Source organism: Acinetobacter sp. UBA3461, assembly GCF_002381195.1.
Lineage (GTDB): Bacteria > Pseudomonadota > Gammaproteobacteria > Pseudomonadales > Moraxellaceae > Acinetobacter > Acinetobacter schindleri.
Genome location: NZ_DFRO01000042.1, coordinates 48,966 through 75,823, shown reverse-complemented (window position 1 = coordinate 75,823; position 26,858 = coordinate 48,966). Strand labels below are relative to the sequence as shown.

General features: G+C 42.4%; 31 protein-coding genes and 2 pseudogenes. 17 read left to right on the top strand and 16 right to left on the bottom strand.

All coding sequences use genetic code 11. The features are described 5' to 3' along the window. Positions 1 to 4: 4 nt before the first annotated feature. Genes B3D47_RS11930 through B3D47_RS11895 form a run of 8 tightly spaced genes read right to left on the bottom strand, consistent with a single transcriptional unit; the run spans position 5 to position 6,804 of the window. Positions 5 to 958, bottom strand: a complete 954-nt coding sequence (locus B3D47_RS11930) for a PDR/VanB family oxidoreductase (protein ID WP_286862185.1) — start codon at positions 956 to 958, stop codon at positions 5 to 7. Positions 959 to 977: 19 nt separating this feature from the next. Next, positions 978 to 1,715 (bottom strand): SDR family NAD(P)-dependent oxidoreductase, encoded by a 738-nt coding sequence (locus B3D47_RS11925; protein ID WP_286862183.1) that lies wholly within the window; start codon positions 1,713 to 1,715, stop codon positions 978 to 980. A 10-nt stretch (positions 1,716 to 1,725) separates the two neighbouring features. Further along, a complete protein-coding gene (locus tag B3D47_RS11920) occupies positions 1,726 to 2,211 on the bottom strand; it encodes an aromatic-ring-hydroxylating dioxygenase subunit beta (RefSeq protein ID WP_163167253.1) in 486 nt (161 codons plus the stop codon). Between the two features lie 10 nt (positions 2,212 to 2,221). Next, positions 2,222 to 3,499, bottom strand: a complete 1,278-nt coding sequence (locus B3D47_RS11915) for an aromatic ring-hydroxylating oxygenase subunit alpha (protein WP_286862181.1) — start codon at positions 3,497 to 3,499, stop codon at positions 2,222 to 2,224. A gap of 28 nt (positions 3,500 to 3,527) precedes the next feature. Continuing rightward, the gene (locus B3D47_RS11910) at positions 3,528 to 4,076 is read right to left on the bottom strand and encodes a nuclear transport factor 2 family protein (protein WP_004890243.1); all 549 of its coding nucleotides are present in this window, start codon (positions 4,074 to 4,076) and stop codon (positions 3,528 to 3,530) included. A 25-nt stretch (positions 4,077 to 4,101) separates the two neighbouring features. Then, positions 4,102 to 4,461 carry a hypothetical protein gene (locus B3D47_RS11905; RefSeq protein WP_004890246.1) on the bottom strand — a complete coding sequence of 120 codons (360 nt, stop codon included), beginning with the start codon at positions 4,459 to 4,461 and terminating at the stop codon, positions 4,102 to 4,104. A 52-nt stretch (positions 4,462 to 4,513) separates the two neighbouring features. Next, positions 4,514 to 5,674 (bottom strand): acyl-CoA dehydrogenase family protein, encoded by a 1,161-nt coding sequence (locus tag B3D47_RS11900; protein WP_262478566.1) that lies wholly within the window; start codon positions 5,672 to 5,674, stop codon positions 4,514 to 4,516. Further along, positions 5,671 to 6,804: an amidase gene (locus B3D47_RS11895; RefSeq protein WP_286862253.1), complete on the bottom strand. Its 1,134-nt coding sequence runs from the start codon at positions 6,802 to 6,804 to the stop codon at positions 5,671 to 5,673. The genes B3D47_RS11900 and B3D47_RS11895 overlap by 4 nt, the downstream gene beginning before the upstream one ends. Before the next feature lie 142 nt (positions 6,805 to 6,946). On the opposite strand from B3D47_RS11895, the gene B3D47_RS11890 reads away from it, so the two are divergent. After that, a complete protein-coding gene (locus B3D47_RS11890; protein ID WP_004890253.1) occupies positions 6,947 to 7,414 on the top strand; it encodes a MarR family winged helix-turn-helix transcriptional regulator in 468 nt (155 codons plus the stop codon). A 108-nt stretch (positions 7,415 to 7,522) separates the two neighbouring features. Here the strand turns inward: B3D47_RS11890 and B3D47_RS11885 are convergent, their stop codons facing one another. Continuing rightward, positions 7,523 to 8,422 carry a LysR family transcriptional regulator gene (locus B3D47_RS11885; protein ID WP_286862178.1) on the bottom strand — a complete coding sequence of 300 codons (900 nt, stop codon included), beginning with the start codon at positions 8,420 to 8,422 and terminating at the stop codon, positions 7,523 to 7,525. Between the two features lie 113 nt (positions 8,423 to 8,535). Between B3D47_RS11885 and B3D47_RS11880 the strand changes: the two genes are divergently transcribed. The 12 genes and pseudogenes from B3D47_RS11880 (at position 8,536) to msrA (ending at position 17,754) form a co-directional block, all read left to right on the top strand. Beyond that, the gene (locus tag B3D47_RS11880; protein WP_004890259.1) at positions 8,536 to 9,645 is read left to right on the top strand and encodes a muconate/chloromuconate family cycloisomerase; all 1,110 of its coding nucleotides are present in this window, start codon (positions 8,536 to 8,538) and stop codon (positions 9,643 to 9,645) included. Between the two features lie 29 nt (positions 9,646 to 9,674). Then, on the top strand, positions 9,675 to 9,965 hold the full coding sequence (gene catC / locus B3D47_RS11875) for a muconolactone Delta-isomerase (protein ID WP_286862177.1): 291 nt from the start codon (positions 9,675 to 9,677) through the stop codon (positions 9,963 to 9,965). Between the two features lie 130 nt (positions 9,966 to 10,095). Further along, positions 10,096 to 11,016 (top strand): catechol 1,2-dioxygenase, encoded by a 921-nt coding sequence (gene catA, locus B3D47_RS11870; RefSeq protein ID WP_286862176.1) that lies wholly within the window; start codon positions 10,096 to 10,098, stop codon positions 11,014 to 11,016. Positions 11,017 to 11,153: 137 nt separating this feature from the next. After that, a complete protein-coding gene (locus tag B3D47_RS11865; protein WP_286862175.1) occupies positions 11,154 to 11,822 on the top strand; it encodes a 3-oxoacid CoA-transferase subunit A in 669 nt (222 codons plus the stop codon). A gap of 19 nt (positions 11,823 to 11,841) precedes the next feature. Further along, a complete protein-coding gene (locus tag B3D47_RS11860; protein WP_262737470.1) occupies positions 11,842 to 12,495 on the top strand; it encodes a 3-oxoacid CoA-transferase subunit B in 654 nt (217 codons plus the stop codon). Between the two features lie 141 nt (positions 12,496 to 12,636). Continuing rightward, a complete protein-coding gene (gene pcaF, locus B3D47_RS11855) occupies positions 12,637 to 13,842 on the top strand; it encodes a 3-oxoadipyl-CoA thiolase (protein ID WP_286862174.1) in 1,206 nt (401 codons plus the stop codon). Positions 13,843 to 13,935: 93 nt separating this feature from the next. After that, a pseudogene (gene pcaD / locus B3D47_RS11850) lies at positions 13,936 to 14,712 on the top strand (3-oxoadipate enol-lactonase). 1 nt (position 14,713) lies between these two features. Continuing rightward, positions 14,714 to 14,896, top strand: a pseudogene (locus tag B3D47_RS11845) (thymidylate synthase); the annotation flags it as partial. Between the two features lie 96 nt (positions 14,897 to 14,992). Then, positions 14,993 to 15,505, top strand: coding sequence for a trimethoprim-resistant dihydrofolate reductase DfrA44 (gene dfrA44, locus B3D47_RS11840; RefSeq protein WP_031380727.1), 513 nt, complete (start codon positions 14,993 to 14,995; stop codon positions 15,503 to 15,505). 28 nt (positions 15,506 to 15,533) lie between these two features. Then, positions 15,534 to 16,580 (top strand): DUF4105 domain-containing protein, encoded by a 1,047-nt coding sequence (locus B3D47_RS11835; protein ID WP_286862171.1) that lies wholly within the window; start codon positions 15,534 to 15,536, stop codon positions 16,578 to 16,580. A gap of 100 nt (positions 16,581 to 16,680) precedes the next feature. Continuing rightward, on the top strand, positions 16,681 to 17,142 hold the full coding sequence (locus B3D47_RS11830; protein WP_004890277.1) for an META domain-containing protein: 462 nt from the start codon (positions 16,681 to 16,683) through the stop codon (positions 17,140 to 17,142). Positions 17,143 to 17,235: 93 nt separating this feature from the next. Continuing rightward, the gene (gene msrA / locus B3D47_RS11825; protein WP_004813253.1) at positions 17,236 to 17,754 is read left to right on the top strand and encodes a peptide-methionine (S)-S-oxide reductase MsrA; all 519 of its coding nucleotides are present in this window, start codon (positions 17,236 to 17,238) and stop codon (positions 17,752 to 17,754) included. Positions 17,755 to 17,812: 58 nt separating this feature from the next. Here the strand turns inward: msrA and B3D47_RS11820 are convergent, their stop codons facing one another. The 5 genes from B3D47_RS11820 to B3D47_RS11800 form a co-directional block, all read right to left on the bottom strand. Beyond that, entirely contained in the window at positions 17,813 to 18,217 is a 405-nt protein-coding gene (locus B3D47_RS11820) for an ExbD/TolR family protein (protein ID WP_004813257.1), read from the bottom strand. Continuing rightward, positions 18,217 to 18,837: a MotA/TolQ/ExbB proton channel family protein gene (locus B3D47_RS11815; protein ID WP_286862169.1), complete on the bottom strand. Its 621-nt coding sequence runs from the start codon at positions 18,835 to 18,837 to the stop codon at positions 18,217 to 18,219. The genes B3D47_RS11820 and B3D47_RS11815 overlap by 1 nt, the downstream gene beginning before the upstream one ends. A 25-nt stretch (positions 18,838 to 18,862) precedes the next feature. Beyond that, positions 18,863 to 19,636 (bottom strand): energy transducer TonB, encoded by a 774-nt coding sequence (locus B3D47_RS11810; protein ID WP_004813260.1) that lies wholly within the window; start codon positions 19,634 to 19,636, stop codon positions 18,863 to 18,865. 207 nt (positions 19,637 to 19,843) lie between these two features. Then, entirely contained in the window at positions 19,844 to 20,710 is an 867-nt protein-coding gene (gene purU, locus B3D47_RS11805; RefSeq protein WP_004813265.1) for a formyltetrahydrofolate deformylase, read from the bottom strand. A gap of 60 nt (positions 20,711 to 20,770) precedes the next feature. After that, positions 20,771 to 21,490 carry a TetR/AcrR family transcriptional regulator gene (locus tag B3D47_RS11800; RefSeq protein WP_008302057.1) on the bottom strand — a complete coding sequence of 240 codons (720 nt, stop codon included), beginning with the start codon at positions 21,488 to 21,490 and terminating at the stop codon, positions 20,771 to 20,773. A 136-nt stretch (positions 21,491 to 21,626) separates the two neighbouring features. On the opposite strand from B3D47_RS11800, the gene B3D47_RS11795 reads away from it, so the two are divergent. The 4 genes from B3D47_RS11795 (at position 21,627) to B3D47_RS11780 (ending at position 25,519) form a co-directional block, all read left to right on the top strand. Next, entirely contained in the window at positions 21,627 to 23,075 is a 1,449-nt protein-coding gene (locus tag B3D47_RS11795) for a coniferyl aldehyde dehydrogenase (RefSeq protein WP_004813274.1), read from the top strand. A gap of 165 nt (positions 23,076 to 23,240) precedes the next feature. Beyond that, positions 23,241 to 23,477, top strand: a complete 237-nt coding sequence (gene rpmB, locus B3D47_RS11790; protein WP_004813275.1) for a 50S ribosomal protein L28 — start codon at positions 23,241 to 23,243, stop codon at positions 23,475 to 23,477. 16 nt (positions 23,478 to 23,493) lie between these two features. Beyond that, positions 23,494 to 23,649, top strand: coding sequence for a 50S ribosomal protein L33 (gene rpmG / locus B3D47_RS11785; RefSeq protein WP_001205031.1), 156 nt, complete (start codon positions 23,494 to 23,496; stop codon positions 23,647 to 23,649). 154 nt (positions 23,650 to 23,803) lie between these two features. Then, on the top strand, positions 23,804 to 25,519 hold the full coding sequence (locus B3D47_RS11780; protein WP_004813277.1) for a cation:proton antiporter: 1,716 nt from the start codon (positions 23,804 to 23,806) through the stop codon (positions 25,517 to 25,519). Between the two features lie 60 nt (positions 25,520 to 25,579). Here the strand turns inward: B3D47_RS11780 and B3D47_RS11775 are convergent, their stop codons facing one another. After that, the gene (locus tag B3D47_RS11775; protein WP_004813278.1) at positions 25,580 to 25,858 is read right to left on the bottom strand and encodes a hypothetical protein; all 279 of its coding nucleotides are present in this window, start codon (positions 25,856 to 25,858) and stop codon (positions 25,580 to 25,582) included. 103 nt (positions 25,859 to 25,961) lie between these two features. After that, positions 25,962 to 26,465 (bottom strand): DUF6586 family protein, encoded by a 504-nt coding sequence (locus B3D47_RS11770; protein ID WP_004813280.1) that lies wholly within the window; start codon positions 26,463 to 26,465, stop codon positions 25,962 to 25,964. Between the last annotated feature and the right edge of the window lie 393 nt (positions 26,466 to 26,858).

The following is a 26,858-nucleotide window of genomic DNA, read 5'->3' as shown; positions in this document are numbered from 1 at the left end:
GATCTTAAATATCTAAGACCAGACGAGCAGATTTAGAACGAGAGCAACATACTAAGATTTGTTCATTCTCTGCTTTTTCTTCATCCGTTAAATACACATCACGATGGTCAGGTTCGCCTTCTAATACGTCACACAAACATGTACCACAGACACCTTGTTCACATGATTTTTCGATTTTGATGCCTTCTCTTGCTAATGCATCAATTAAGCTTTCATCCGCTGCAACTGTAATAATTTTATTACTTCGTTGAGCCACAACTTCAAAGGTATCGCCAGTAACATCTGTTTCTACGTTGAAATATTCTTTATGGATTTGCTGATCTATAAATTGATTTGCCTTCGCTAAATCGATTACCCAATCCATAAAGCCATTCGGACCGCAAGTATAAATATGTGATTTAGTATCGAGCTGTTTAAAATGGTCTGTCAGATAGTCACGGTGACTTGCACCTTCGGCTTTAAAATGGAATTTTGTAAACTCACCCAGCGGACCATGTTCAATTTCTTCAACAAAAGCACAGCATTCACGACTACTTCCGCAATAATGCAATTCAAATGATTTACCTTGCGCTAGTAATTCATATGCCATCGTAATCAATGGTGTAATTCCGATGCCCCCACCAATCAATATCGAATGAGAAGCGTCTACGAGTGGAAATAAATTTCTGGGTGCACTCACTTGTAAATGCATGCCTGGTGTCAACTCATCAAATGCACAAGTTGACCCACCACGCGATTGTGGATCCTTCAAAATACCTAGACGGAAAATTCCAGTTTGCTTGGGATTCTGACATAGTGAATATTGGCGTATTAAACCATTTGGCAAATGCACATCGATATGTGCCCCTGCTTCTATACTTGGTAATGTAACGTTATTTGCTGAGGTGAGTTCTAGCACAGCAATTGTGCCACCCTCTACCCGGCGGCTTTGGAGTACTACATCAAATAATTCAGTCATATTTTCACCTTATACGCATTTAGCGCATAAATAAGCCACCATTAATGTCCCATGTTGCACCTGTAACAAAGGCCGCCTCTGGCTGAGCCAATAAAGCAATTGTCTGTGCTATAAAATGCATAGAACCAAGTTGTTGGACAGGAATATTGGTCACGAATTTTTCGAAATTTTCTTCGCCGACAACTTGACGAACCATTGGTGAATCCATTGGACCTGGCGCAATTGCATTTACAGTCACTCCTTGTGCTGCAAACTGCTTAGCAAAAATTTTGGTCAATGTTGTAATGGCACCCTTAGATGCGGCATAGTGTGCACCCGTTGCAGTTCCGCCATTTTGACCCGCCAGCGAAGACAGGTTGATCATACGGCCATAGCCTTTACTTGCCATGTATTGACCAAATACTTGGCAGGCAGTGAACGTACCTCGTTGATTGACTTGACAAACCCAGTCAAATTCTTCTGCTGTAATTTCAAGTACCGGCGTCGCTTTAGTCACTGCTGCATTATTCACTACGACATCTAAACGCTGAAAATTTTGCTCAATAAATACAATCGCATTTTTAAAATCAGCACACTCTGCTATATCCAGTTTCAAAACAGACATATTTGCCAAAAATTGACTTTTAGCAATATTTTGTTGAGCGAGCTCAGGATTCATGTCTGAGACGATAACCTGATAATCTAATGATGCAAAATGTTCTGCAATCGTCCAACCTAAACCTGATGCTGCACCTGTAACTAAAGCGACTTTTTTCATCTTCACTCCATTACAAGATATAGCTAATACCAGCTAAGGTATCAGTTGAGTTAATTAAATTAATGATTTTACGACGGATCTTAAAACCTTGTTCTCCATCGCGAACTAAATGATAAGTAACGTCTGCGGTATAATGACGCAAGTTTTCTTTACGGAATTCGCGTAGGTTTTGCGCACAACGTAATACGATTTCATTGTTGTCATTTTGAAGAATACGGACACGTGATAAGCTACGAATTGTATTGGCCTTCGGTGAAGTTGAAATTGCTTCACCATTTTCTAAACGCTCTACACGTAGCTGACGCATATGGTGATTGTCATAGGCATAGTTCAGATGATTTTCATAATCGGTTAATGCAGGATCAATCGGGATAATATAGAGACCTTGCTCTTCCCACAGTGATAACCATGTCCGATACTCGGAATGATCAAGCATGTCAGCTTCTGACCAGATAAATGCTGTTACTTCATTCACTAAATTCACATCAATTTTCATTGCATTCTCCTTAGACCGTCATCATCTTTTTCCACTGCTGGTAAGCAGCACGCATGCCTGTTTCCGCACTTACATCACTCTTCAAGCCATCTTCAGTTTTGATTTCGCCTGGTAGACCACGATGTAACATGATCCAAAGATCATTGCCTGCACTTGAACCTTTTTGCACGCGTTCCCATGCTTCTGCATCATCAGGCGTACCGAAACCAAATGGGCCTTGGAAATGTTCATGCAAACGTAAACGATATTGGTTGGCAATTTGTGGACCGCCATCCATAGTGATGACTGAATGATGAATTTCCGTTTTATCAACTGCTAAAGGCTGCATAACCCGGAAGAATGCCATTGAGCATGCGATATTTGGGAAAATATTCAGGTTAAAACCCGATCCACCCACTGCACGGCATATACGACGAACTTCGAGCTCTTCATGACCTTCGTTACGTAGTGCTTGAGCAAGTTCTTCAAAGCGTTCTTGAATAGGGCGCTCCATTAACTCTTCTTCTAAATCAATAAGTTCTGGAATCATCACCATGACGCTGTGACCATTACCTAAATCTTCAACGTAACCCGGCTGATTTTCGAAGTTAAAGAGTTCTTCTGTTTTTTCATCAACTGAACTTAAGAAGGATTTGTGTACCAAGGGGAAGTGATACGCATCTGTTGTATTTTCAAGTTGGATTTTCCAGTTGCCCGGGAAAGTAAAACGATGTTCTCCTAAGACTTTAACTGGATAACCTGCACCTTGTTTCATAAATAAATCAATCCATTTTTTCGCAGGACCAAGGAAGTCTGCTAATGGTTCGATGTCTTGTTTGAAGGTTGCGAAGATCATGCCGTTATATTCTTCGACACGCAGACTCACCATTGGCAATTCTGATTTATCTAAGCATTCGCCATAACTTTCTGGAGACGGAACGCCACGTAATGTGCCATCCAATGCATAACTCCAACCATGATATGGACATACGAAGCTATTGGTTTTACCTTTTTTATGTTCACATACTGTTGCTGCACGGTGACGACAACGGTTTAGTAAAACGTGTACTTGTTTTTTACGATCACGTACAACTACAACAGGTTGTAAACCTATATTGATGGTTTTATAACTACCCATATCTGGGATTTCACTGGCATGTGCGACCCAGACCCAAGTATTATTAAAAATCTTATCCATTTCCTGTTCGAAAATAGCTGGATCTTTATAAAGTGATGTATGCACACGATCACTTTGGACTAATTCGTTGTAATCAAGTTCAATATTTTGTGTTGGAATAAGGCTATTCATATCTATTTCCTATTTTTTTTGACTAGTCTTAAGCTTGCATATCTGAGCTATGCGCTTGAGGTACAGGTAATTCAGCAGTGCTATTCCAGTGACCTACAGGACGACTAAAAATGTTTTCCGTTTGAAAGTGTTTAATCTGCCATTGCCCATTTGGGTTTTTATTAAATTGAACCGTCAACTTTGCAGCATTGAGATGGCTCTGATGGCTTTTAAAGGTAGAGGTCTGTAGCATTAACCAACTACCTTTTGCTGTCGTGCCATCTACATAAATCTGCTCGGAACTCAAAAAATGAGCGTTCATAAGAAAATGGGAGTCTTTTTGTGTATAGCTTTTGAACATGTCGTAAATAGATTGCCACGTTGTATAACGTCCAAAACTTTTACTATATTTCTCACCAATACCTTCCCAAATACTGTCAGCAGCAAATAGCGCCATGAGCTCATCTAGATTTGTATTTGCATCTAAATTGTCACAAATTTCCATATAGCGATTAATACAATTTCGGATCGCATTAGCTGCTTCTAAATGCTCCACACGTTTAATCAATTGATTAAGATCTAATTCGCTGACATCCATAACACTACCTTCAAACGGTCTAAACTTAACGTTGGATAATCAATTCACGTCCTGTACGTGCTTCAATTTTGCAGTACTTCCACAACTTATAAGGACCTTCACCCACAAGTGTTGTACGCACTAAGTTACATGCCGCATGTACAGTTTCAATGTCAGGTACATCTGCGAGCAGATAAGTTGTCCAAGGAAAACCAGTACTTGGACCAACCATACTTTGGTCATCATCTAAATTGCCGTATACATGTACACCTGGTAGGTCATGAATACCATTCCACATTTCACCAAATGCTGCCCACACTGCTTTTGCTTCTTCTGGAGCAGCATCAAAAAAGTTTTGGTTAATGCCCATGCAGAATAAAACGCGTAAAGGTGATTTTTTTTCCATGAGATTTTTCCTTTTAGTTCATTTTAAAATGTGATCAATTTTGTCTTTTAAATTACAAATAGCCTGGAGTTGGTGGTAAGCCAAAGCTCATTGCTCCTGCATTTAATAATGTTGCATCCCCCATGAATGCATGTTGCGTCACCACATTTGCATCATTGACATAGCGGCTAAATGGGTTGTTGGTATAAATGGCTGTCATACCTGCTAGCATTTGTATTTTTCGTGCGACTTCGGCACTGGTTCTCGCTGCATGTGTACATGAAAGACGCATATTGCTGATTTGTTCAGGGCTTGGTTTTTCACCATTCAAAATTGCCTGCCAAGCATTATCCATCGTCTGATAGAACCAAGAACGAGCCGCTTGAAACTCAGCTTCAGCTTGAGCAAATTCGTACTGAGTAACAGGACGATTTGCGATTTCAGAACCACCTGTGATTGAAGCTTTTCCGGGCGCTAAAGCCTTAAATTCTTCCAGTGCTGCTGCTGCCACACCAATTCCAACCACAGTTAAAACTTGTGTCGCAAATGATAAAGATGGATATTTAAAAAAAGGTTCAGGTAAAGGTGAAGCCACCCCTCGAACAAATGTCCAGTCTTCACTTACTTCAATGTTATCAACAACAAGATCATGACTACCTGTGCCCTTTAAACCGACGGTGTCCCAAGTCATTTCAATTTTCAATTTGCTTGCAGGCATCACTGCAATTCTAGGTAGACCTGAAGCTTCATTGACTTTTTTCGGTGCAATTCCCACGCCGATAATATCCGCCCCTAAGCATCCACTTGAGAATTTCCAACGGCCTTTGACCCTAAAACCGTTGTCTGTGACCTCAGCAGGTTGTGGCGGAAAAATACCGGCAGCAAAAACCACATCAGGTCCATTTTGATAAATTTTTTCCAAAGTAGGGACTGGTAGACATCCTAAATAAGCTGGGCTCATTCCAAAACTTGCTACCCAACCTACGGATCCATCTGCCATTGAAATACGTTCAATACATTCACAGAATTGTCTTGGGGAACATTCATCACCACCAAAACGTGCTGGAACCAAAGCACGATAAATCCCAACTTCTTTTAATTTTTCGATAATGTCTTGAGACACATATCCCTGATCATCAAACTCGCCAGTACATGCACGTGTTTTAATTTCCTGACATAACGCTGTCATATCCGTTATTTCTATTTTTGATTTTTTTTCAGCTAAAGCGTTCATGAGCTAGCTCCTTGTGCAGATTTATTCGCATCTGAAATATATTTTGCTATGGCACAGAGTTGTTCATCTGCATGGTGTTTAGCGACCAGTTGCAACCCTACGGGTTGACCTTGTGCCGTTTCATAAGGAATAGTGATAGCCGGATGACCTGATAAATTAAAAGGTCTTACTAATGCCGTTAAATTTAGGAACGCAACAGTATTAGCAGCATCAACTACTTTAGGTGGAATCTGTGGAAGTGTTGGCAAACAGATCGCATCAAATTTTTCTAAGATGTCATCAATTTCTTTACGGAATTTTTCTCGAATTTGATTTGCATTATCGACTTGTTCCAGTGTTGTAGCAGATGCCTTAAGCAAACGCTGCTGAACATCATCTGCAATTTTTCCAGTCTCAGTTAAATGACCAAAGGCTTGCCATGTTTCATAATTAATCACATGCATGCCTGCTTCGAAAGCAGCCTTAAAAGACTCTGCTTTCACAACCTCATAAGCGATACTTGTATTTTTCAATTCCTGTAACAGAGTCGATTTCACGACTTCTTCTGCATCAACATCAAGTAGTGCTAAGCGTGGCGGCTTATTAATAAGAGGGAAAGGTTTGAAGGTTGGATCAATGCACTGCATTGCAAGTTCAATTGCATCTACAGAGTTTGCAAATGGACCTACACAGTCAAGTGACGTATCTTTAGGATGAACTCCGATACGGCTAACGCGTGCGAAAGTCGGTTTTAGACCATATACGCCACAACACGCTGCTGGCATACGTATAGAACCACCTGTATCTGTGCCCAAACTAAATTCAGCCAAATTTTCTGCAATAGCTGCTGCAGAACCACTCGACGACCCCCCAGGAATCAGTTCAGGATATTTAGGATTAGTTGGCGTTCCAAAATGATAGTTTATTCCTGTAATGCCATAAGCAAGCTCATGCATGACTGCCTTACCGACAATTTGACAATCATGAGCTAGTAAATGGTCTATCACATCTGCATTCTTTGTAGCTGGTGCTACATCAAGTAGTGCACAACTTCCCAAAGTTGTTCGCAATCCCTTAATATCAATTGAGTCTTTTATGATTACACGATGGCGGCCTGAACCGATTAACGTAGCTTCATATACACTATTCAATTCACTTTTCCATGTAATTTTATTAATTAAATCCAATATCTGAAAATTCAATGTAATTGTCAAGTAAATAAGTTATTTATTTTTCCGTAATATAATGAATGCTTGTATAATACGATTTATTTCAATTTACTAGCGTACGATTATGTTGAAAGATTTTGAGAGTTTCTTACCTAACCAGGACCCTAAAAGCCTCGAGAAGTTTCCTTTCTTCTGGATCTCACAGGTGAATGGAAAATATGCTCAACTAATTGATAAATCTTTAAAAAAAATTGGATTAGACAATACAAAGCGTAAAATCATTCTCAGCTTAAATGCGCTCAATGAAGCGAATATTACTGAGATTTCAAATTTATCTACCATTAAGCTTACGACTGCTACAAAAGCAATTTACCGTTTGGTTGATGAAGATATTGTGACCATTTTTTCCTCACCTTTCGATGAACGGATCTCAATGGTGAAGTTAACTGATAAAGGTTATGACCTCGTTGAACAGATTAATCAGATTAACAAAATTACTTTAGCCGGGATTTTAAACTCTTTTGAAGAAGAGGAGCTTTTGCAGCTTAATACCCAATTAAAGAAAATTTTTGATTTAATGCCTACACGCTAAATTGGTATTTAACTTGCTATCTTTGCTGCCTTAATTCTCTTTCCTAAGGCAGCGATTGAAAACTCTTTTGCTCTATTACTTAAATTATCTTATGAACATCCCTCATACTCATATGGATGTATTTGTTGGGGAAAGCTCATGCATATAATCTAAAATCTGAGAGATATAGATATTATTATCAATGCTGCGATAAGCAATTGAAATAGGACTATATGCCTCATTATCTAGGATAGGAATATATTGCAAATTACGCATACCAATAGCACTCGCACTTACCGGAATAATGCAAATCCCTTCACCAGATGATACCAATCCTAATGCCATGTGAATTTCTCGTACTTCTCTAAGGTTCTGTGGAATTAAATCTAACTCTGAAAATAAACTCTGAATAAATGTCGAGAAACTTGGTTTTGGAGCATTTGGATAAATGTAGATGATTTCGTTAAGAAATTGTGATAGATAAACCCCCTGCTGCTGATATTGAGTTAGAGGATGATCCTTATGTACGGCTAAGAGCAATTTTTCTCGCTCTAGGATTGTTCTACGTATAGATGGATCACTAATACCGAGACGACCGAATCCCATATCAATCTTACCCATTTTCAAGGCTTCAACTTGATCTCGCGTACCACATTCGATAAGTTCAATTTTAATATCTCTTATATTCTTACGAAGATGATCTATGATTTCAGGCAACTTCCAATAGAACAGTGAACCCACGTAGCCGATTCTGATCGCAGTGTTCTTAACATTGTAGCGGCTTACCATCGTTTTAGCATGTGCCGTAAGTGTTAAAATTTGCACAGCATATTGATAAAAATACTCACCGACTTCGCTAGTTTTTATCGGCCGTGTACCTCTTTCAAATAAGGTAACCCCTAATTCATCTTCTAAATTTTTAATCTGTCTCGTTAAAGGTGGCTGGGCGATACATAATCGTGCCGCAGCTTTGGTAACACTTTTTTCCTCAACCACTGCGACAAAGTACTTTAAACTTCTCAATTCCATTGAAATTTCCCACTATTATACCTTTTAAGTATTTTTAAATACTAAAACATTTCTATTTAAAAAGAAAAATATCAACTAAGGTATTTACAGCAATATATGGATTATAACGCTATATGTACAAGAATATAGAAACTATACTCGCTGAGATACCGACAATTCGCCCTCATAAAATGGCCGTTGCAACAATGCAAACCCAAACATTAGTCTTAATCAAAATTGAGACTGAAGATGGATTTGTAGGTTGGGGTGAGGCAACCACGATTGGTGGCTTAGGTTATGGTGAAGAAAGTCCTGAAAGTATCAAGGTAAACATTGATACTTACTTCTCTCCTCTACTTAAAACTTTATCACATTTGAATATCGCACAAACATTGCAGATTATTCAAAAAAATATCAATGGGAATCGTTTTGCTAAATGCGCAATACAAACAGCTTTACTGGATATTCAAGCACAACGTTTAGGTTTGCCATTATCAGAAGTTCTAGGTGGCCGACTACGTGACAGCGTTCCAGTTCTATGGGTATTGGCTTCAGGTGACACAGATAAAGATATTGCTGAAGCACAAAAAATGTTGGCAGCAAAACGTCATAATTTCTTCAAACTAAAAATTGGTTCACGCCCAGTTGAGGCTGATGTCGAACATGTATTGACCATTAAGAAAGCACTCGGCCCTGACGTGTCAATCCGTGTAGATGTAAACAGAGCTTGGTCTGAACTAGAAGCGATTAAAGGAATTCAACTCCTCCAAGACGGTGGTGTCGATCTAATCGAACAACCGTGTGCAATTGATAACATCGACGCTATGCAGCGATTAACCCATCGATTTGATATTGCCATTATGGCTGATGAATCTTTGATGGGCCCTGCTTCTGCTTATCGTTTAGCAAAAACGAATGCTGCATCTGTCTTTGCTGTCAAAGTTGCGCAATCAGGTGGCCTATTTGAGGGACGTGATGTTGCAACTATTGCAAATCTAGCTGGAATTGACTTGTATGGCGGGACCATGCTTGAAGGATCCATTGGAACGATGGCCTCGGCACATCTTTTTTCTACTTTTAAGAATCTAGCATATGGAACCGAATTATTCGGCCCCCTACTTTTGACTCAAGAAATTTTAAAAACACCCCTTCAATACGAAAACTTTGAACTGCATTTACCCCAAGGTAATGGCCTAGGTATTGAAATTAATGAAGATAAACTAGATCAACTTCGACGTAAATAATTTGAACATTGATATTAAGGAGTGAAACTATGTTGTTTCATGTACGAATGGATGTGAATATTCCTCGTGACTTGCCAGAAGCGCAAGTTAACGAAATTAAAGCTGTTGAAAAAGCGTATTCACAAGAATTGCAACGTCAAGGTAAATGGCGTCATATCTGGCGAATTACGGGACAGTACTCGAATATCAGTATTTTTGATGTGGAAAGTAATGAGGAATTACACAACCTTTTACAAGGCTTACCGCTTTATCCATTTATGAAAATTGAAGTGATGGCCTTAAACCGTCATCCATCTTCAATTCGAGATAATGATAGTTAATTGATTTGTCTCAATATCTTAAGATCAATCTAATAAATACGATAAATAGTTAGTAATAAGGATCAGGACAAGATTTTTTCAAAAGTAAAAATTGTCCTAATTAACAAAAAATACTTAAGGAGTAAGTAGCATGAACCATCAAGAAATCGATGCTTTAGTAAAAAAAATGAACGTAGATACTGCAACTGGGCCTGTAGATGCACGTGTACAGCAAGTTGTTGTTCGTTTGGTTTCAGATCTATTTAAAGCCATTGAGGATTTAGACTTAACTCAATCAGAAGTTTGGAAAGGTCTTGAATATTTCACTGATGCAGGTCAAGCAAATGAACTTGGTCTTCTTGCAGCGGGTCTAGGCTTAGAACATTTCTTAGACCTTCGTGCTGATGAAGCTGATGCAAAAGCAGGAGTAACAGGCGGTACTCCGCGTACCATCGAAGGTCCTCTGTATGTAGCAGGTGCACCAGAGTCTGTAGGTTTCGCACGCATGGACGATGGATCGGAATCTGACAAAGTTGATACTTTATTTATTGAAGGTACCGTGACTGATACTGAAGGCAATATTATTGAAGGTGCTAAAGTTGAAGTTTGGCATGCAAATAGCTTAGGCAATTATTCATTCTTTGATAAGTCTCAATCAGACTTCAACCTTCGCCGTACGATCCATGCAGATCAAGACGGTAAATATGTTGCTCAGACCACAATGCCTGTCGGCTATGGCTGCCCGCCAGAAGGTACCACTCAATTTGTTTTAAATAAATTGGGCCGTCATGGCAACCGCCCTTCTCATGTGCATTACTTCGTATCAGCACCTGGTTATCGTAAGTTGACGACTCAATTTAACATCGAAGGTGATCAATATCTTTGGGATGACTTTGCTTTTGCTACCCGTGATGGCCTAGTGGCAATAGCTGTAGACATTACTGACGAAGTGGAAATTGTACGTCGTGGCGTAAATAAGCCATTCAAACATATTCAATTTAATGTTCAACTTGTAAAAGAAACTGCATCTGCGCCAACTACAGAAATCGAGCGTCGTCGCGTCAGCGCTTAATTACTCTTAAGAATGGATAGTCCACACTATCCATTCTTTTCCTCTCTAATTGAATTGAATCATTACTAATCACTATAAGTAAAAATACTGATTAATAATGATTTAAATATAAATTAATATTAGTTTGAGCAATTTTTATGATTAATAAATCAACATCATTACAAACAGCTCTTTCCCAAATCAAGGACGGTTCTACCATTATGATCGGTGGTTTCGGTACAGCGGGTCAGCCTGCTGAACTGATTGATGGTCTAATCGAATTGGGTATTAAAGACCTGATTATTGTTAACAACAATGCCGGTAATGGCGACTATGGTCTGGCTAAATTACTCAAAGCTGGTGCAGTGCGTAAAATCATCTGCTCATTCCCGCGTCAGTCTGATTCCTGGGTATTTGACGAGCTTTATCGTGCAGGAAAAATTGAACTGGAACTGGTACCGCAAGGTAATCTGGCTTGCCGTATCCAGGCCGCTGGTATGGGCCTAGGTCCAATCTATACCCCTACCGGTTTTGGTACTTTGCTGGCTGAAGGCAAACCGACCATGAACTATGAAGGTAAAGACTACGTTTTAGAAAATCCAATTAAAGCTGACTTTGCTTTAATTAAAGCTTCTAAAGGCGATCGTTGGGGCAATCTGGTCTACCGTAAATCTGCGCGTAACTTCGGCCCAATCATGGCAATGGCAGCAGATGTGACCATTGCTCAAGTTTCTGAAGTGGTTGAACTGGGTGCACTGGATCCAGAGCACATCATCACCCCGGGAATTTTTGTTCAACACATTGTTCAAGTTAAGCCTGCACAATAATTGGCATCGGAGATAAATAATGAGCTATAGCAAACTGACCCGTGACCAGATCGCTGAACGTGTGGCACAAGATATTCCTGATGGCGCTTATGTGAACTTGGGTATTGGTTTACCAACAAAGATTTCAAGCTATCTGCCAAGCGATAAAGACGTCTTCCTGCATTCTGAAAATGGCCTGTTAGCATTCGGTCCTCCTCCTGCTGAAGAAGACCGTGATCCGGAGCTGATCAATGCAGGTAAAGAATTCGTCACATTACTTGAAGGCGGCTCATTCTTCCATCATGGTGATTCTTTCGCGATGATGCGTGGTGGTCATTTAGACATCGCCGTATTGGGCGCGTTCCAGGTGGCTGAAAATGGTGACCTGGCCAACTGGCATACTGGCGCACCGGATGCGATTCCGGCGGTTGGCGGTGCGATGGATCTGGCTGTCGGTGCCAAGAAAGTTTTCATCACCACCGACCATGTGACTAAAAAAGGCGAGCCAAAAATTGTAGCTGAACTGTCTTATCCTGCGACTGGCCTGAAATGTGTCGACCGTATTTATACCGACCTGTGTGTGATTGATGTCACCTCTGAAGGCATGAAAGTGATTGAGAAAGTCGAAGGTCTGTCATTTGAAGAATTGCAGTCATTGACCGGTGCCAAACTGATTGATGCGACTCAAGGTTAATACACTTTAAAGATAATTTTAAATCCCCCTAAATCCCCCTTTTTTCAAAGGGGGGACTTCCATATCTCTATTTTATGTATGGAACTCCTCCCTTTATTAAAGGGAGGTCGGGAGGGATTCAAAGATTTGGAAAGTAAAAATATGAAAAACGCATACATCATTGATGCCATCCGTACCCCATTCGGCCGTTATGCCGGTGGCCTCGCGCCTGTCCGTGCAGATGACCTGGGTGCGCTGCCAATTAAAGCATTGATGGAACGCAACCCAAGTGTGAACTGGGAACAGGTTGATGACGTGATCTATGGCTGTGCCAACCAGGCTGGTGAAGATAACCGTAACGTCGGGCGCATGTCATCCCTGCTTGCAGGTGTGCCTTATCAGGTGCCGGCAACGACCGTGAACCGCCTATGTGGTTCATCGATGGATGCAATCGCAATGGCAGCACGGGCGATTAAAGCCGGTGAAGCTAATCTGATTATTGCCGGCGGTGTAGAAAGCATGTCGCGTGCCCCATTCGTGATGGGCAAGTCAGAAACAGCGTATGGCCGTAGCCAGAAGATTGAAGATACCACCATGGGCTGGCGTTTCATTAACCCGAAACTCAAAGAAATGTACGGCGTCGAAACCATGCCGCAAACGGCTGAAAATCTGGCGGAACAGTTCAACATCAACCGTGAAGATCAGGACAAGTTTGCCCTGACCAGCCAGCAACGTACCGCAGCAGCGCAGGCCAATGGTTTCTTTAAGAATGAAATCGTGCCTGTGGTGATTCCACAACGTAAAGGCGATCCAGTGGTCGTGGATAAAGATGAACATCCACGTGCGTCTACCACTGCAGAAGCGTTGGCGAAATTGAAACCTGTGGTAAAAGCAGATGGTACAGTCACAGCAGGTAATGCATCAGGCATTAACGATGGTGCAGCAGCACTGTTGGTTGCATCCGATGACGCCATTGCACAATACGGCTTAAAACCGCGTGCCAAAATCATTGGCTCAACCGTTGTCGGTGTTGAACCGCGCATCATGGGCTTTGGTCCAGCACCTGCCATCAAGAAACTATTGGCACAAACTGGTCTGACTTTAGAGCAGATGGATGTGATCGAGCTGAATGAAGCTTTTGCTGCTCAGGCACTGGCGGTAACTCGTGATTTAGGTCTTGCGGATGATGAAGCACGTGTGAATTCGAATGGTGGTGCGATTGCACTCGGTCACCCACTGGGTGCTTCAGGTGCACGTTTGGTAACGACTGCACTGAACCAGCTTGAACAGACTGGTGGCAAATATGCGCTATGCTCAATGTGTATTGGTGTGGGTCAAGGCATCGCTTTGATTATTGAACGCGTCTAACAACCTATTAAAAAGATAAACCTCCTCCCTGAATGTAGATTCAAAGTACTGCTTTGAATCAAATGCAAGAAAGGGAGGTCGGGAGGGATTTCAATGCCAACATTTACATCAAATGATGCCCAAATCAATTACCAGACTTTTGGTGATGCCGCAAAACCTGCACTGGTTTTCTCAAATTCGCTGGGTACCAACTTCAAAATGTGGCAACCACAGATTGATTTCTTTGCACAAGATCATTTTGTGATTTGCTATGACACCCGTGGTCACGGTGGGTCGGAAGCGCCACAAGGCCCTTACACGATTGATCAATTGGGTCAGGACGTCGTAAATTTGCTTGATCATCTGAATATTGAAAAAGCTGCCTTCTGTGGCATTTCAATGGGTGGTTTAACCGGTCAATGGTTGGCAATTAACCGTCCAGAACGCTTTAATCAGGTGATAGTATGCAATACGGCAGCAAAAATTGGTTAGGAAAAAGCATGGTTAGAGCGTGCGACACTGGTTCGTGAACAAGGTTTAATGCCGATCGCATCGACTGCAGCTGGGCGTTGGTTTACTGAAGCTTTTGTCCAAAGCAACCCAGACATTATTACTAAACTTTCAAACGACTTAGGCGCTGGCAGCCCTGAAGGTTATGCAAGTTGCTGTGAAGCTTTAGCGAAGGCAGATCTTCGAGAACAACTAAAGCAAGTTAAAATTCCGGTATTTATCATTGCTGGTCAACAAGATCCCGTTACGACCATGGAAGATGGCTTGTTTATTCAAAAGCAAATTTTTAACAGCCAATTATTTAATATAAATGCATCTCATATTTCTAACCTTGAACAGCCTGAAGATTTTAATAATACTATAATTAATTTTTTAAATTAGTGATAAGCACCTGTATGCCAACCACTTTGAACAAGCCAAACTTCAGCTGAGTCGTGAGCCTTTAGGTCTATGTCAGTTAAAACTGAATCCTGAAATTAAAGATCTATTCGATTTCAAATTTGAAGATATTGAAATTGTCGGCTATGAATCCCATCCGGCAATTAAAGCGCCTATCACGGTTTAATTTTTCCCAAACCCAAGAAAATCAAAATCCCACTTTGCTTAAAGTGGGATTTTGCATTTTAATAGGAACAATTTTTACTTGTTTTTGAGTGTGGGTATGGCATTTCAGGATTTAGAAGTCGTTCATGTCGTTGCAATGGATCAGCAGCGCTGTATTGGTAAGGACAATGACCTGCCTTGGCATATCTCAGCAGATCTAAAACATTTTAAGGAAATCACCCAGGGCGGTGTAATTGTAATGGGACGTAAGACCCTTGAATCCATGGGACGTGCCTTGCCTAAACGTGTCAACTGGGTCATTACCCGTGATACAGACTGGTCTTTTGAAGGTACTAAAGTCGCACACACGATTGAAGATGCCTTGAACCAAGCTGTTGCAGATGTAAAAGCGTCAGAAAAACCGGAGTCTATTTATATTATTGGGGGTGGTGAAATCTTCAAACAGACAATGAGTATTGCTGACCGTCTGGAACTGACCCATGTCGAACTGGATGTACAAGGTCATGCCTTCTACCCGGAAATTCCTGCTGAATTCAAAAAAGTTTTTTCCGAACAACATATCGACGACAAAACCGGGATTGCTTTTGAGTTTGCAACTTATAGAAAATGAAGAATAATTTTTAATTAAAGATTCAATTATGCATACACAGGGAAATCCTGCACCTCACTGGCTATTCTGGTTACTGAATGCAGTATTTACCCTGTTTGTCATCGCATCAAGTCTATGGCTGTGCCTTGCGATTTGGGTACAGCAACCCTTAGGCATGATTGGCAGTTCTGTGCTGATTGGTCTTTGGATTATTTTAGCCTGTGCAGTTCTCGGCATTTATTTTAGCCGTCATCTGATTTCACGTGGTGTAGATACCCTTCTTTATATTCTGGCTTTTCTATTTAGCCTGTTCTGGTATTTCAGTCTGGACGCTCGTCAGGACCGGGAGTGGAATCCTGAAGTTGCCCGTATTCTCAGTTATGAACAACAAGGCGATCAAGTCACCTTACATAATGTGCGTAATTTTGTCTGGCTGCCAAATGGGAAATATATTGAGCGCTGGGAAAGTCGCAGCATCAATTTAAATCAGATCACCGGGGTCAATGTCATCACCTCTTACTGGATGGGACCGCATATTGCCCATACCCTGGTGAGTTTTGACTTTGCTGACCAGAAGCCGCTGACTTTTTCGATTGAAATCCGTAAGGAAAAAAATGAAGATTTCTCTGCTATCGGCGGCTTCTTCCGCAAGTTTGAGCTGAGTCTGGTGGCAGCTGATGAACGGGATATTATCTACACCCGTAGCAACACCCGCGGTGAGCAGGTATATTTTTTTCCGGTTAATATGCCACAGGCACAAGCCAAGGCGCTTTTCAAAGAATATCTCAACAAGGTGGATGATTTGGCTCAACAGCCGAAGTGGTATAACACTCTAACCAGTAATTGCACTACCCTGGTGTTTGATATGGTTCAGGCTGTTTCCCTGAAACCATTACCAACAGATTATCGCCTGCTGGCGTCGGGTTATTTGCCAAATTATATGTATGACCTGCAAGCGCTGAATCAGGATTGGGACTTAAGCACCTGGTATGCTCGAGCGCATGTAAACCCACGTGTCAAAGAATTTGCTCAGGTCAGTAGTGAACAATATTCTGCCCTACTGCGGCAAGGATTACCTGCGCCAAAAGCAGAATAGAACCTATCATCCCGGGAGCCCGAAGATACAAATTGTATTGGTATCATTCTATTTTTTCTGTTTATATACAGTGATGTATCAAAGAAAAAGAGTAAGCCCAATGTTAAAAAAAGTGACCACAATTGCAATGTTCGTTTCAGCGCTGGCAATAACAGGCTGTCAAACCACACCAGACCAGACCTCTTCCCAAGCGGTTGAAAATCTACAGCAACTTCAGAACCGCACCTGGATTGTCACTCACATTGGCAGTACAGAAATCACCACTGCACCTACCACACGTAATATCCCAAGCCTGCAATTTGATGCTGCCACTCAGCGTGTTAGCGGTGCCGATGGCTGTAACCGTATTATGGGCAGCTATACTGCAGGCAAAGACACTTTGAATCTTAGCCAGATGGCGGGTACAAAAATGGCTTGTCTGAACAATGACAATCTGGATCAAAAATTTAATGAAGCCTTGGCTAAAGTGACCCACTATCAGGTTTTTGGTAAAACCCTGAAGCTGCTCGATAGCTATGGCAACCCAGTCATTCAGCTGGCAAGCCCGGTACAACCGCGCTAAAGCTTAAATAAAAAGCCTGTTTTTACAGGCTTTTTTCTATTTGATATTTACAGCGTAGAATAGAGACAGAAACTCGGAATTAAGGACAAGATTATGCAACAGGCGCTATTTGGTGGTGGATGCTTTTGGTGTACCGAAGCGGTATTCCTGCAGATTCGTGGTGTCAGCAAAGTCGTTAGTGGCTATGCCGGTGGACATACCACTCATCCAACCTATGAAGAGATCTGTAATGGTGATACCAACCATGCAGAAGTGATTCTGATTGATTTCGATGAAAGTCAGATCAGCTTTAAGCAATTGCTGGATGTATTCTTTGCCACTCATGATCCAACAACGCTCAATCGCCAAGGCAATGATGTCGGTACACAGTATCGTTCTGTTATTTACTATCTGAACGAAGAACAGCAACGGCAGTCACAAGAAGCTATTGATGCACTGAAGGCTGAAGGTTTAAATGTAGTCACTGAACTCAGTCCTGCTCCGACCTTCTATCCAGCTGAAGATTATCATCAGAACTTTTTTGCCAAAAACCCAAGTCAGGGTTATTGCAACTTTGCCATTCCTCCAAAGCTCAACAAGCTACGTGCCAAGTTTGTAGAACTGTTGAAGTAAAGCAATATTGTCATAAAAAAGCGACCATCTCAGGTCGCTTTTTTTGATCTTGGAAAAATCAGTTATCGGTTGCAAAAGCAATATCGGTGAGTCCGGCTCCACTCGCGCGTGACATCACTTGAGCAACGGTGTCGTAACGTGATTCCTTATCCGCCTTCAATACAATCGTTGGCTGACGCTCTGCCTGCCCAGCTTCATTGAAACGGGTTTCCAGCTGTTCCAGGCTAAGCACATCACCATTCCATGCCACATCACCCTGAGAGTTAATGCTGATGGTAATGTTCTCTGGCGGAAGATCAATAATTTCCGCAGTCGTTTGTGGCAAGGTTAATGGAATTGATGGGTTCGCAACGGTCGCTGTCACCAGGAAGATGATCATCAATACCAACATAATGTCGATCAGGGGAATGAGGTTCATCTCATTCATGCCTACATCGTTGTCTTCACCCAGTTGAAAAGCCATTAAACTTGACCTCCCACTAAACTGTCTTGTGCAACTTTGCTTTCAGCTTTCTTGGCAGATTCCTGTTGCAGCATCGTATCAATCAATAAGCTATGAGCATGGTCTTGTAGTTCATGCGATAAACCACGGTTAAAACGTACCGCGATGTTATAAGCCAATACAGCTGGAATCGCCACTGCCAGACCCAGACCTGTCATGATCAGTGCTTCACCTACGGGTGTTGCCACCTGAGCCAGACCTGCCTGACCGCTCTTACCCACTGCTACCAGTGCATGGAAGATGCCCCATACTGTACCGAATAAACCAATGAAAGGTGAAATCGATGCGATGGTACCCAGAACTGACACACCTTTTTCCGCATTGGCTTTTTCAGCTGCAATCTGGCGTAGCAATGCTTGTTCAGCTACGACTTTGCGTTGTTCAAAGCCCAAAGGCGCCATTTTTGATTTCAGTTTATCTAGGGCATCAGATAACTGTGCATAAGCCACTTGCTTGAGTTGGCGCGTACCGAGTAAACGCAGTACAAAGATCGTCCATGTCGCAATCGACATTGCCAGTAACACAAAATAAAGTGTTTTACTGACTGCATCAGCATGTTGCCAATAAACTGAAAAGTTCATATTCGAACTCCTAATGGGTTAGCCGTTATCTGGTAATCTGGAAGTCAAAGGGCTGCTCAACACGTGTTGGATAAGCAACGCCATTTTCAACATATTTGGTTAATTGTGCACGACGTACAGCAGACTCGACCTTACGGTTAATCGAAGGGCTGCAGCTTGAATTACGTGCTGTCGCAGCCACTACCTTGCCTTGTTCATTCGCTGAGATATCGACCACCATGGAACAGGAACTTTTCAATTCACCTGCTGACATCGATACTTTTGGCGTACGCAACCAGGTCACACCACCACCCAAAGAAACACTTTTAGGAGAAGGAGGCGCAGGTGGTGCCGGTGGCGCAACAGGCGCAGGCGGTGCCACAGGTGCTGGTGGAGGTGTCGGAGCGACTTTGGTTTCTTTCACAACCGTTGGTACAACCGGACTTGGCGTTGGTTTTGCTTCAACTGCTGGTGCCACAACCTTAGGCGTTTCAGCCTTCTTCACTTCCTGGATTTTTTCAACCTTTTTCGGAGGTGGTGGCAACGGTTTTTCAACAATCTTGACCTCTTTCGGCTTCGGCGGCTCTTTCTTCGGCTCAGGCTTTGGCTTCGGAGGTAATGGTCTTGGCGCTTCCTGCAGTTTTACAAAGCGAACCTTCATCGGCTCCTTGTCTACAGGCTTGAGTTCAGGTGCTTCCATCTGGCTGACAGCCCACAATAGGCCAACATGTCCCACCAGTACAGCTGCCATAACAGCTGCGACTTTCTTTTTCATCTGGTTGGGTGGAGTAGGCATCATAGGAGAAGCAACTTGGCTCATTAAATCTTTTACCTTGAAGAGATGATATGAAACAAACAATCAAGCTCATCGGTTAGCACAATTAAAGTACGCCAATAATAAATGAGAAGGGTTTTCATTTGCAATAACAATCCCCAACTTTCTTCATTTTTTTCGACAAATGAGAGAAACAACTCAAATAAAAAAAGGCATACTTAAAGTATGCCTTTTTGAATGATGATGCAAGACTTATTGGAATACCACTGTCTTGTTACCATCCACAATAATACGGTCTTCCAGATGCCATCTTACGGCACGCGCCAGTACATTACGCTCTACGTCCTGCCCCAGTTCACGCAGCTGCTCTACAGTAAAGTCATGGTTTACACGCTCTACGTCCTGCTCAATGATTGGACCTTGGTCCAGATCAGCCGTTACATAGTGGGCAGTCGCACCAATCAGTTTCACACCTTTTTCATAAGCCTGCTTGTACGGATTTGCACCGACAAACGCTGGCAGGAATGAATGGTGAATGTTGATCACTTTCATTTCCCATTTTTGTACAAATTCTTCATCCAGAATCTGCATATAGCGCGCCAGTACTAACAAATCATTGCCTTGCATCAGCTCATCAATTTTTGCATAAGCTTCACGTTTATTGTCTTTAGTCACTGGTACTACTTCAAATGGAATACCAAAATTTTCAACCGATTCACGCAGCGTTTCATGATTCGATACCACTTTGGTGATTTCACATGGCAGACCGCCACGTGCATGACGCCATAACAGCTCAAGTAAAGCATGATCAACTTTAGACACCAGAATGCCGACTTTTTTCACATCACTTACCAGCGCCAGACGCCAATGCATGTTATAGCGTTCCGCAACATTGACAGCAAAAGTCTGTAACAGGCTTTCTTTACGGCTTTGCAGGTTATCGAGTTCAAACTCAACACGCATGAAGTAACGTCCGCCCTGAGCTTCTGTCGCGTATTGATCAAGCGCAGTAATATTGGCGCCCTGATGATACAAGAAGCTTGAAACAGCCTGCACGATGCCCGGCTTGTCTTCACAAGTAATCAATAAACGTGCGGTGTTAGCAGTCGTCATATTCATGTTGGTAAACGTCACTAATCAGATAAATTAAAAAATAAGCCGAGTATTCTAGCGCGTTTCTTAATTATTCTGAATAGTTTGTTCAGTTTCCCGATCTTTAGCGGATGACAGACTGGCAAAAAGCTCGGAAGAACCAAAAGAGTTCAACAGGCTTTCATAGGTATGACGGCTTTCACCACGCAGATAGGCACCTTCCAGGAACACCATCTGACGCAATGCCTGCCAGACCCATTTTTCTTCCAGATGGTTCGAGTCGGTAATATGACCAGACATATACAGGAAGTTGGTCCAGTTGGTCAGCACGATCCACAGGTTGATAATTAAGGCTTCAATTTCCGAATCAGTCATTTCCATTAAGCCAGCGTTGACAAAGGCTTTATAGATTTTTTGTCCCTGCTGCATGACTTCACCCGCAAAGCGCGGATACAGCTTGCGGAAGTCTTCATTATTTTCCACCAGGTGATAAACATCACGATGCAGGAAACGATAGGCCCATAACTGGCTGCTGAGCACCTGGAAATAATGGATCTTGTCATTAGCATCCAGCGGACGGTCATCCGGCAATGCCAGCATTTCCAGGGTTTCCTTCTGGTACTGCTCCATCAGTTCCTTGATGATTTCATTCTTATTACGGAAATGATAGTACAGGTTACCCGGGCTCATACCGAGTTCAGCAGCAATATGATTCGTCGTAACAGAACGCTCACCACGCTCATTAAATAACTGCAAACTGAGCTGCAAAATACGTTCTTTCGTTTTCAACGTTTTGGTTTGGGACATCCTAAAATAACCATTCAGTTCATATACCCGCACGCACCAGCAGCGCATTGACGGTCGAGTACACAAAGTAACTTGACTAATTAGAGTATTTACTCTAAAAATAAATAATCGATTTTCTTAAAAGTGGTAGTGCTGCATGAACAGTCACACAAAAACGACATTAATGACACCACATTTTTTTGACAGCCAGTGCCTTAATGACATTCTGGCACAACAAAAACATGCCTACTTACGTTACCCGTTGCCGACTGCAAAGGAACGTATCGATCGTTTAGCTCGACTTAAGCGTATCTTAGTTAAGTATCAAGATCAATTTGCCGATGCAATTAATCAGGATTATGGCAACCGTTCGATTGGGGAAACCAAAATCGGGGAACTGTTGACCTGCCTGGAACACATCAAATATTACAGCAAGAATCTGACTGGCTGGATGAAACCATCCAAGCGTCACGTCAGCATTATTCACCAGCCAGCCAAAGCCTGGGTGCAGTACCAGCCTTTGGGCGTGGTCGGCATTATTGCGCCCTGGAACTATCCCTTACTCCTCTCGATTGGCCCATTGGTCTGTGCACTGGCTGCAGGCAACCATGCCATGATTAAAATTTCGAGTGCCTCTGCTCATTTTGGAGCTGTACTTGAAACAGCCTTGGCGGAAGCCTTTCCAAAAGAACTGGTCGCAGTGATTACTGGTGGCGGTGCAGTATCTGATGCCTTTTGTCGCTTGGCTTTCGATAAAATGATTTTCACGGGCTCAACCGCGGTGGGTAAAACCGTGATGGCAGCAGCTGCAGAAAATCTGGTGCCGGTGATTCTGGAACTGGGGGGCAAATCTCCAGTACTGGTTCATCCATCTATTGATATTGAAGATGTGGCAGAGCGTATTGCCGTGGGTAAACTCTGGAATGCTGGTCAAACCTGTGTGGCCCCTGACTATATGTTCCTGCCACGCGGTAAAACCGCTGAATTTATCGACCATTTCCGCAGCTATGTGGAAACCATGTATCCAGATATCACCCATAACCAGGACTACACTTCGATTGTGAATGACAAGCAGTACAATCGTCTGCAAGGCTATTTGGAAGATGCACGTGCACATGGCGCCCAGATTATTGAAATCAACCCGCGTAATGAAACACCGGCAGATCTGCGTAAAATAGCACCGACCATTCTGACCAATGTGACGCCAGATATGGATATCATGAAAAATGAAATCTTTGGTCCACTGCTGCCAATCATGGAATATGATCAAATTGACGATGTAATCGACTTTATTAATAGCCGTCCGCGTCCACTTGCATTATACTATTTCGACTTTGATCAGGCGCGTGCCGATTATGTCGCACAGCGTACCCATTCAGGGCACTTCGGCCAGAACACGGTACTCACTCATGTTGCACAGGATGACCTGCCATTTGGCGGCGTTGGCGCTTCGGGGATGGGTAAATACCATGGGCCAGAAGGCTTCTTCAGTTTGTCGCATGAACGGTCTGTAATGTCCAATCCTAAGCTGTATAGCTTGAAATACATTCTCCCGCCGTTTAATAAGCCGATTCATAAACTGATTTCGAAGACTCTTCTTCGATAAATGATCAAGGCATGAGCTGTTGCACCAACTCATGCCCGGTTTTAGACAAAATCGCTTGTCTTTTAAGCGCATTTTTGGTATAAAACGCCCCTTGAATGAATTCAATCCGTTTATTTTTGACTGGCCATACAGATTTGCTGTTGGCTAAATCAATGGAGTTACACCATGTCTAAGGTTTGCCAAGTTACCGGCAAGCGTCCAGTCGTTGGTAACAACGTCTCACACGCCAACAACAAAACTAAGCGCCGGTTCGAGCCGAACCTGCACCAACACCGCTTCTGGTTAGAAAGCGAAAAACGTTTCGTACGTCTTCGTCTTACTACTAAAGGTATGCGTATTATCGATAAATTGGGCATTGAAAAGGTTGTTGCTGACCTTCGTGCTCAAGGTCAAAAGATCTAAGTAAGGAGTCAGGACAATGCGTGATAAGATTCGCTTAGTTTCTTCAGCTGGTACAGGTTATTTCTATACCACTACTAAGAACAAACGTACTATGCCGGAAAAAATGGAAATCAAAAAATTTGATCCAAAAATCCGTCAACACGTGATCTTCAAAGAAGCTAAAATTAAATAATTTTAGTTTTTTGAAAAAAAAGCGACCTTTTAGGGTCGTTTTTTTTTGCATTTTTTTTATTCAGCTTGATAAACTTTCTTTTTGTTTTGGCACTTTTTGTGCTTATTTCCCATAAAAAACTGAAATTTTAAAATTCATCTTAAAGGAGTGTTTAGTGCCACATGACGTAGATCTCATCATATTACTGGCTGTAGGCTTTGGACTGGCGCTGGCATTCGGCTATATCGCTGCACGCTTGCGTCTACCTCCCTTGATCGGATATCTGATTGCCGGGATCCTGATTAGCCCCAATACCCCTGGGGTGGTCGGTGACATCCAGCTCGCCAACCAGCTTGCCGAATTAGGCGTCATGTTCCTGATGTTTGGTGTCGGGATGCACTTTTCCTTAAATGATCTGATGCAGGTAAGGCGTATTGCCCTGCCTGGTGCCATCCTGCAAATTGCAGTGGCTACCCTGCTTGGCGTTGGTGTCTCCATGCTCTGGGGCTGGAGTTTCGGTTCTGCGCTTGTTTTTGGTTTAAGTCTCTCCTGTGCCAGTACTGTCGTGCTCCTAAAAGCACTTGGAGACCGTGGTCTGCTTGAATCCATTAACGGTAAGATTGCTGTAGGCTGGCTGTTGGTTGAAGATCTGGTCATGGTATTGGCACTGGTGTTACTTCCTGCAACCGCAGTTTTACTCGGTGGTCAGGCACTGGAAGGTAGCAGTGATGGGAATATCTGGCTCACCTTGGGCATTACCCTACTCAAGGTCGCAGGCTTTATTGCCTTTATGCTGATTGTTGGTAAACGTCTAATACCAATGATCATGCAGGTTGTCGCGCGTCTAGGCTCACGTGAACTGTTTACGCTAACTGTTGTGGCCGCTGCTGTATCGATTGCCTTTGGTGCCTACAAAGTCTTTGGTGTCTCTATGGCACTAGGTGCATTCTTTGCGGGTATGGTCGTGAAAGAATCTGATTTCAGCCATCGTGCAGAAGAAGAAACCCTTCCGCTACGTGAAATTTTCTCGATTCTATTCTTCGTTTCTGTTGGTATGCTGTTTGATCCGCGGATTATGATTGAGCAACCCCTGCATGTGCTGGCGGTTGTTGCCATTATTATGATTGGTAAGACCATTGCTGCGATGGCATTGGTACTGTTCTTCCGTTATCCAATCAACACAGCGCTGACAGTGGGTGCGTCACTGGCGCAAATCGGTGAATTCTCGTTCATTCTTGCTGCACTTGGGGTATCGCTAAATCTGCTGTCACTGGAAGGGCAAAACCTGATTCTGGCGGGTGCCTTGATTTCAATTACCCTGAACTCTTTTATTTTCGCTGCCATCGAACCAGTACAGAAATGGATTCGCGAACGTTCCAACCTGGCGCGTTTACTGGAGCGCAGTGGCGATCCACTGGCCATGCTGCCTGATGAAGTATCCCAGGACTACCTGCGCGATCAGGTAGTGATTGTCGGCCATGGTGAAGTGGGACGTCGCATCACGACTTCCTTGATGGAACAAAATATTAAAGTTGTGATTGCTGAAGAAAACCGGGAGATTGTTGAAAAATTGCGTGCCAAAGGCATTGCGGCGGTATCGGGTGTAGCGACTGAACCAGGCGTCTTGATTCAGGCGCATATTCAGCATGCACGTCTATTGGTCATTTCCCCTATGGATATTCTGGACATTCATAAAATCGTGGATATTGCCAAAACTTTAAATCCTGAAATTCAGGTACTGGTCTGTGCCGAAAGTAAGGAAGAAGCTGAAGTTATCCGCCGCGATAATGTGGGTGCGGTATACTATGCTAAAGAAGAAATGGCGAAGAACATGAGCCGTCATATCCTGCATCAGATTCAGATTGCCCATCAGAATCCATCACATCATTAAAACTATAAAATAAAAAAGCGCACGTTAAAGTGCGCTTTTTTATTTAGAATGGGAGAGCAATCAACTTAAATATTTTGGTTTTTCATCCACAATTTCAGCCTGCATTTCATTTGCCTGCTTTTCGAGCAGGCCAAATAAAGCCGCCTGAATCATATGCTGAGCAACCACCGGGGTCTGATCACCGAGAAGTGCTTTTACTTCATCATTAAACTGAATAATGACCAATGGCTGTTTTTCTGAGCCTGCATTGCGTAATGCTAACTCACCACTTTCCAGTTGAACGAGTTCTAAAATCGCTTCTTGACTACCAAATAGTTCTTTCAATTGTTCTATAGACATATGTCCTCCATGTTCAACATGGTGGCAAAGCGCAGAATCACTTTGCATCGCTGTTTATTGGATATATGGTTAATAATTTCAATTTCAAGGGCCATTGGTCGGATTAAAATTCCACCATCTCATTGCGAAAACCATCAATCAATTGTGTCAGGTCTCGATGCCATTCACGCAGGATTGCTGTATCTGGTAACCAGGCTTGAGGTGTTTGAGTGACTTTAATAATCAGTTTAGAAGATGTTTCATCTTCAGGCTCCGGCACACTCGGCTCAGGTGTATACTGACATAAACGATAAGCACGCTTCAGCTCAGCGATAAAGCCGTCTTTAGACAGTTGCTGCATTACGGTGACTTCTGGAGAGATCTGCCCTTTCGCAGCCATCTGCTCTTCAATCGATTTCAAGGTCGGACTCAGATCATTTAAACGGTAGTAACGCACCAGTTCCTGCAAAAAAGCCAAGACTGCACCATGCAAATGGAAAACTGCTGATTCACGATGTGCCTGAGCCTGCTGGACATGATCGGTTTGCTCTGCCTGCTGACAGGCAAGACGGGCGAAATAAAGTTTCTGATTGGTACGGTCCGCATGATAGCGAGCAACACGAGTCATGGATTTTTCCTAAGTGTTAAAACAAATTTTGGCTTTTATAACTTAAAACCAGATCATTATTTTTACAATGGAATTTATTTTATTTATTGATTTTTTCAGGAAATATGAACAACCGGGCTGAATTACTAATGCAATTTATTTTAATTTTTGAAGAGTCATTAAATCTCTTTCATAAATCAAAAAATGATCATTCTATTCATACTTAAATAGATATTGAAAGTCCCTTATCCCTCTGGAATGAGATGCACTGCTTCGCTTTATAATGATTAAAAAATGATTTATGACAGAACTCTATTTTATTGAATAGACAATAAAATTTGGATTGAGTTATTCAATCAGAAGCTCTAACTATTTGGTCATTCAGAAAAGTTATTTCCATAAAAAAGGAGCATT

Coding starts and splice junctions, on each gene's coding strand:
- B3D47_RS11930 (WP_286862185.1), bottom strand. CDS start 958: ATGACTGAATTATTTGATGTAGTACTCCAAAGCCGCCGGGTAGAGGGT.
- B3D47_RS11925 (WP_286862183.1), bottom strand. CDS start 1,715: ATGAAAAAAGTCGCTTTAGTTACAGGTGCAGCATCAGGTTTAGGTTGG.
- B3D47_RS11920 (WP_163167253.1), bottom strand. CDS start 2,211: ATGAAAATTGATGTGAATTTAGTGAATGAAGTAACAGCATTTATCTGG.
- B3D47_RS11915 (WP_286862181.1), bottom strand. CDS start 3,499: ATGAATAGCCTTATTCCAACACAAAATATTGAACTTGATTACAACGAA.
- B3D47_RS11910 (WP_004890243.1), bottom strand. CDS start 4,076: ATGGATGTCAGCGAATTAGATCTTAATCAATTGATTAAACGTGTGGAG.
- B3D47_RS11905 (WP_004890246.1), bottom strand. CDS start 4,461: ATGGAAAAAAAATCACCTTTACGCGTTTTATTCTGCATGGGCATTAAC.
- B3D47_RS11900 (WP_262478566.1), bottom strand. CDS start 5,674: ATGAACGCTTTAGCTGAAAAAAAATCAAAAATAGAAATAACGGATATG.
- B3D47_RS11890 (WP_004890253.1), top strand. CDS start 6,947: ATGTTGAAAGATTTTGAGAGTTTCTTACCTAACCAGGACCCTAAAAGC.
- B3D47_RS11885 (WP_286862178.1), bottom strand. CDS start 8,422: ATGGAATTGAGAAGTTTAAAGTACTTTGTCGCAGTGGTTGAGGAAAAA.
- B3D47_RS11880 (WP_004890259.1), top strand. CDS start 8,536: ATGTACAAGAATATAGAAACTATACTCGCTGAGATACCGACAATTCGC.
- catC (WP_286862177.1), top strand. CDS start 9,675: ATGTTGTTTCATGTACGAATGGATGTGAATATTCCTCGTGACTTGCCA.
- catA (WP_286862176.1), top strand. CDS start 10,096: ATGAACCATCAAGAAATCGATGCTTTAGTAAAAAAAATGAACGTAGAT.
- B3D47_RS11865 (WP_286862175.1), top strand. CDS start 11,154: ATGATTAATAAATCAACATCATTACAAACAGCTCTTTCCCAAATCAAG.
- B3D47_RS11860 (WP_262737470.1), top strand. CDS start 11,842: ATGAGCTATAGCAAACTGACCCGTGACCAGATCGCTGAACGTGTGGCA.
- pcaF (WP_286862174.1), top strand. CDS start 12,637: ATGAAAAACGCATACATCATTGATGCCATCCGTACCCCATTCGGCCGT.
- dfrA44 (WP_031380727.1), top strand. CDS start 14,993: ATGGCATTTCAGGATTTAGAAGTCGTTCATGTCGTTGCAATGGATCAG.
- B3D47_RS11835 (WP_286862171.1), top strand. CDS start 15,534: ATGCATACACAGGGAAATCCTGCACCTCACTGGCTATTCTGGTTACTG.
- B3D47_RS11830 (WP_004890277.1), top strand. CDS start 16,681: ATGTTAAAAAAAGTGACCACAATTGCAATGTTCGTTTCAGCGCTGGCA.
- msrA (WP_004813253.1), top strand. CDS start 17,236: ATGCAACAGGCGCTATTTGGTGGTGGATGCTTTTGGTGTACCGAAGCG.
- B3D47_RS11820 (WP_004813257.1), bottom strand. CDS start 18,217: ATGGCTTTTCAACTGGGTGAAGACAACGATGTAGGCATGAATGAGATG.
- B3D47_RS11815 (WP_286862169.1), bottom strand. CDS start 18,837: ATGAACTTTTCAGTTTATTGGCAACATGCTGATGCAGTCAGTAAAACA.
- B3D47_RS11810 (WP_004813260.1), bottom strand. CDS start 19,636: ATGAGCCAAGTTGCTTCTCCTATGATGCCTACTCCACCCAACCAGATG.
- purU (WP_004813265.1), bottom strand. CDS start 20,710: ATGAATATGACGACTGCTAACACCGCACGTTTATTGATTACTTGTGAA.
- B3D47_RS11800 (WP_008302057.1), bottom strand. CDS start 21,490: ATGTCCCAAACCAAAACGTTGAAAACGAAAGAACGTATTTTGCAGCTC.
- B3D47_RS11795 (WP_004813274.1), top strand. CDS start 21,627: ATGAACAGTCACACAAAAACGACATTAATGACACCACATTTTTTTGAC.
- rpmB (WP_004813275.1), top strand. CDS start 23,241: ATGTCTAAGGTTTGCCAAGTTACCGGCAAGCGTCCAGTCGTTGGTAAC.
- rpmG (WP_001205031.1), top strand. CDS start 23,494: ATGCGTGATAAGATTCGCTTAGTTTCTTCAGCTGGTACAGGTTATTTC.
- B3D47_RS11775 (WP_004813278.1), bottom strand. CDS start 25,858: ATGTCTATAGAACAATTGAAAGAACTATTTGGTAGTCAAGAAGCGATT.
- B3D47_RS11770 (WP_004813280.1), bottom strand. CDS start 26,465: ATGACTCGTGTTGCTCGCTATCATGCGGACCGTACCAATCAGAAACTT.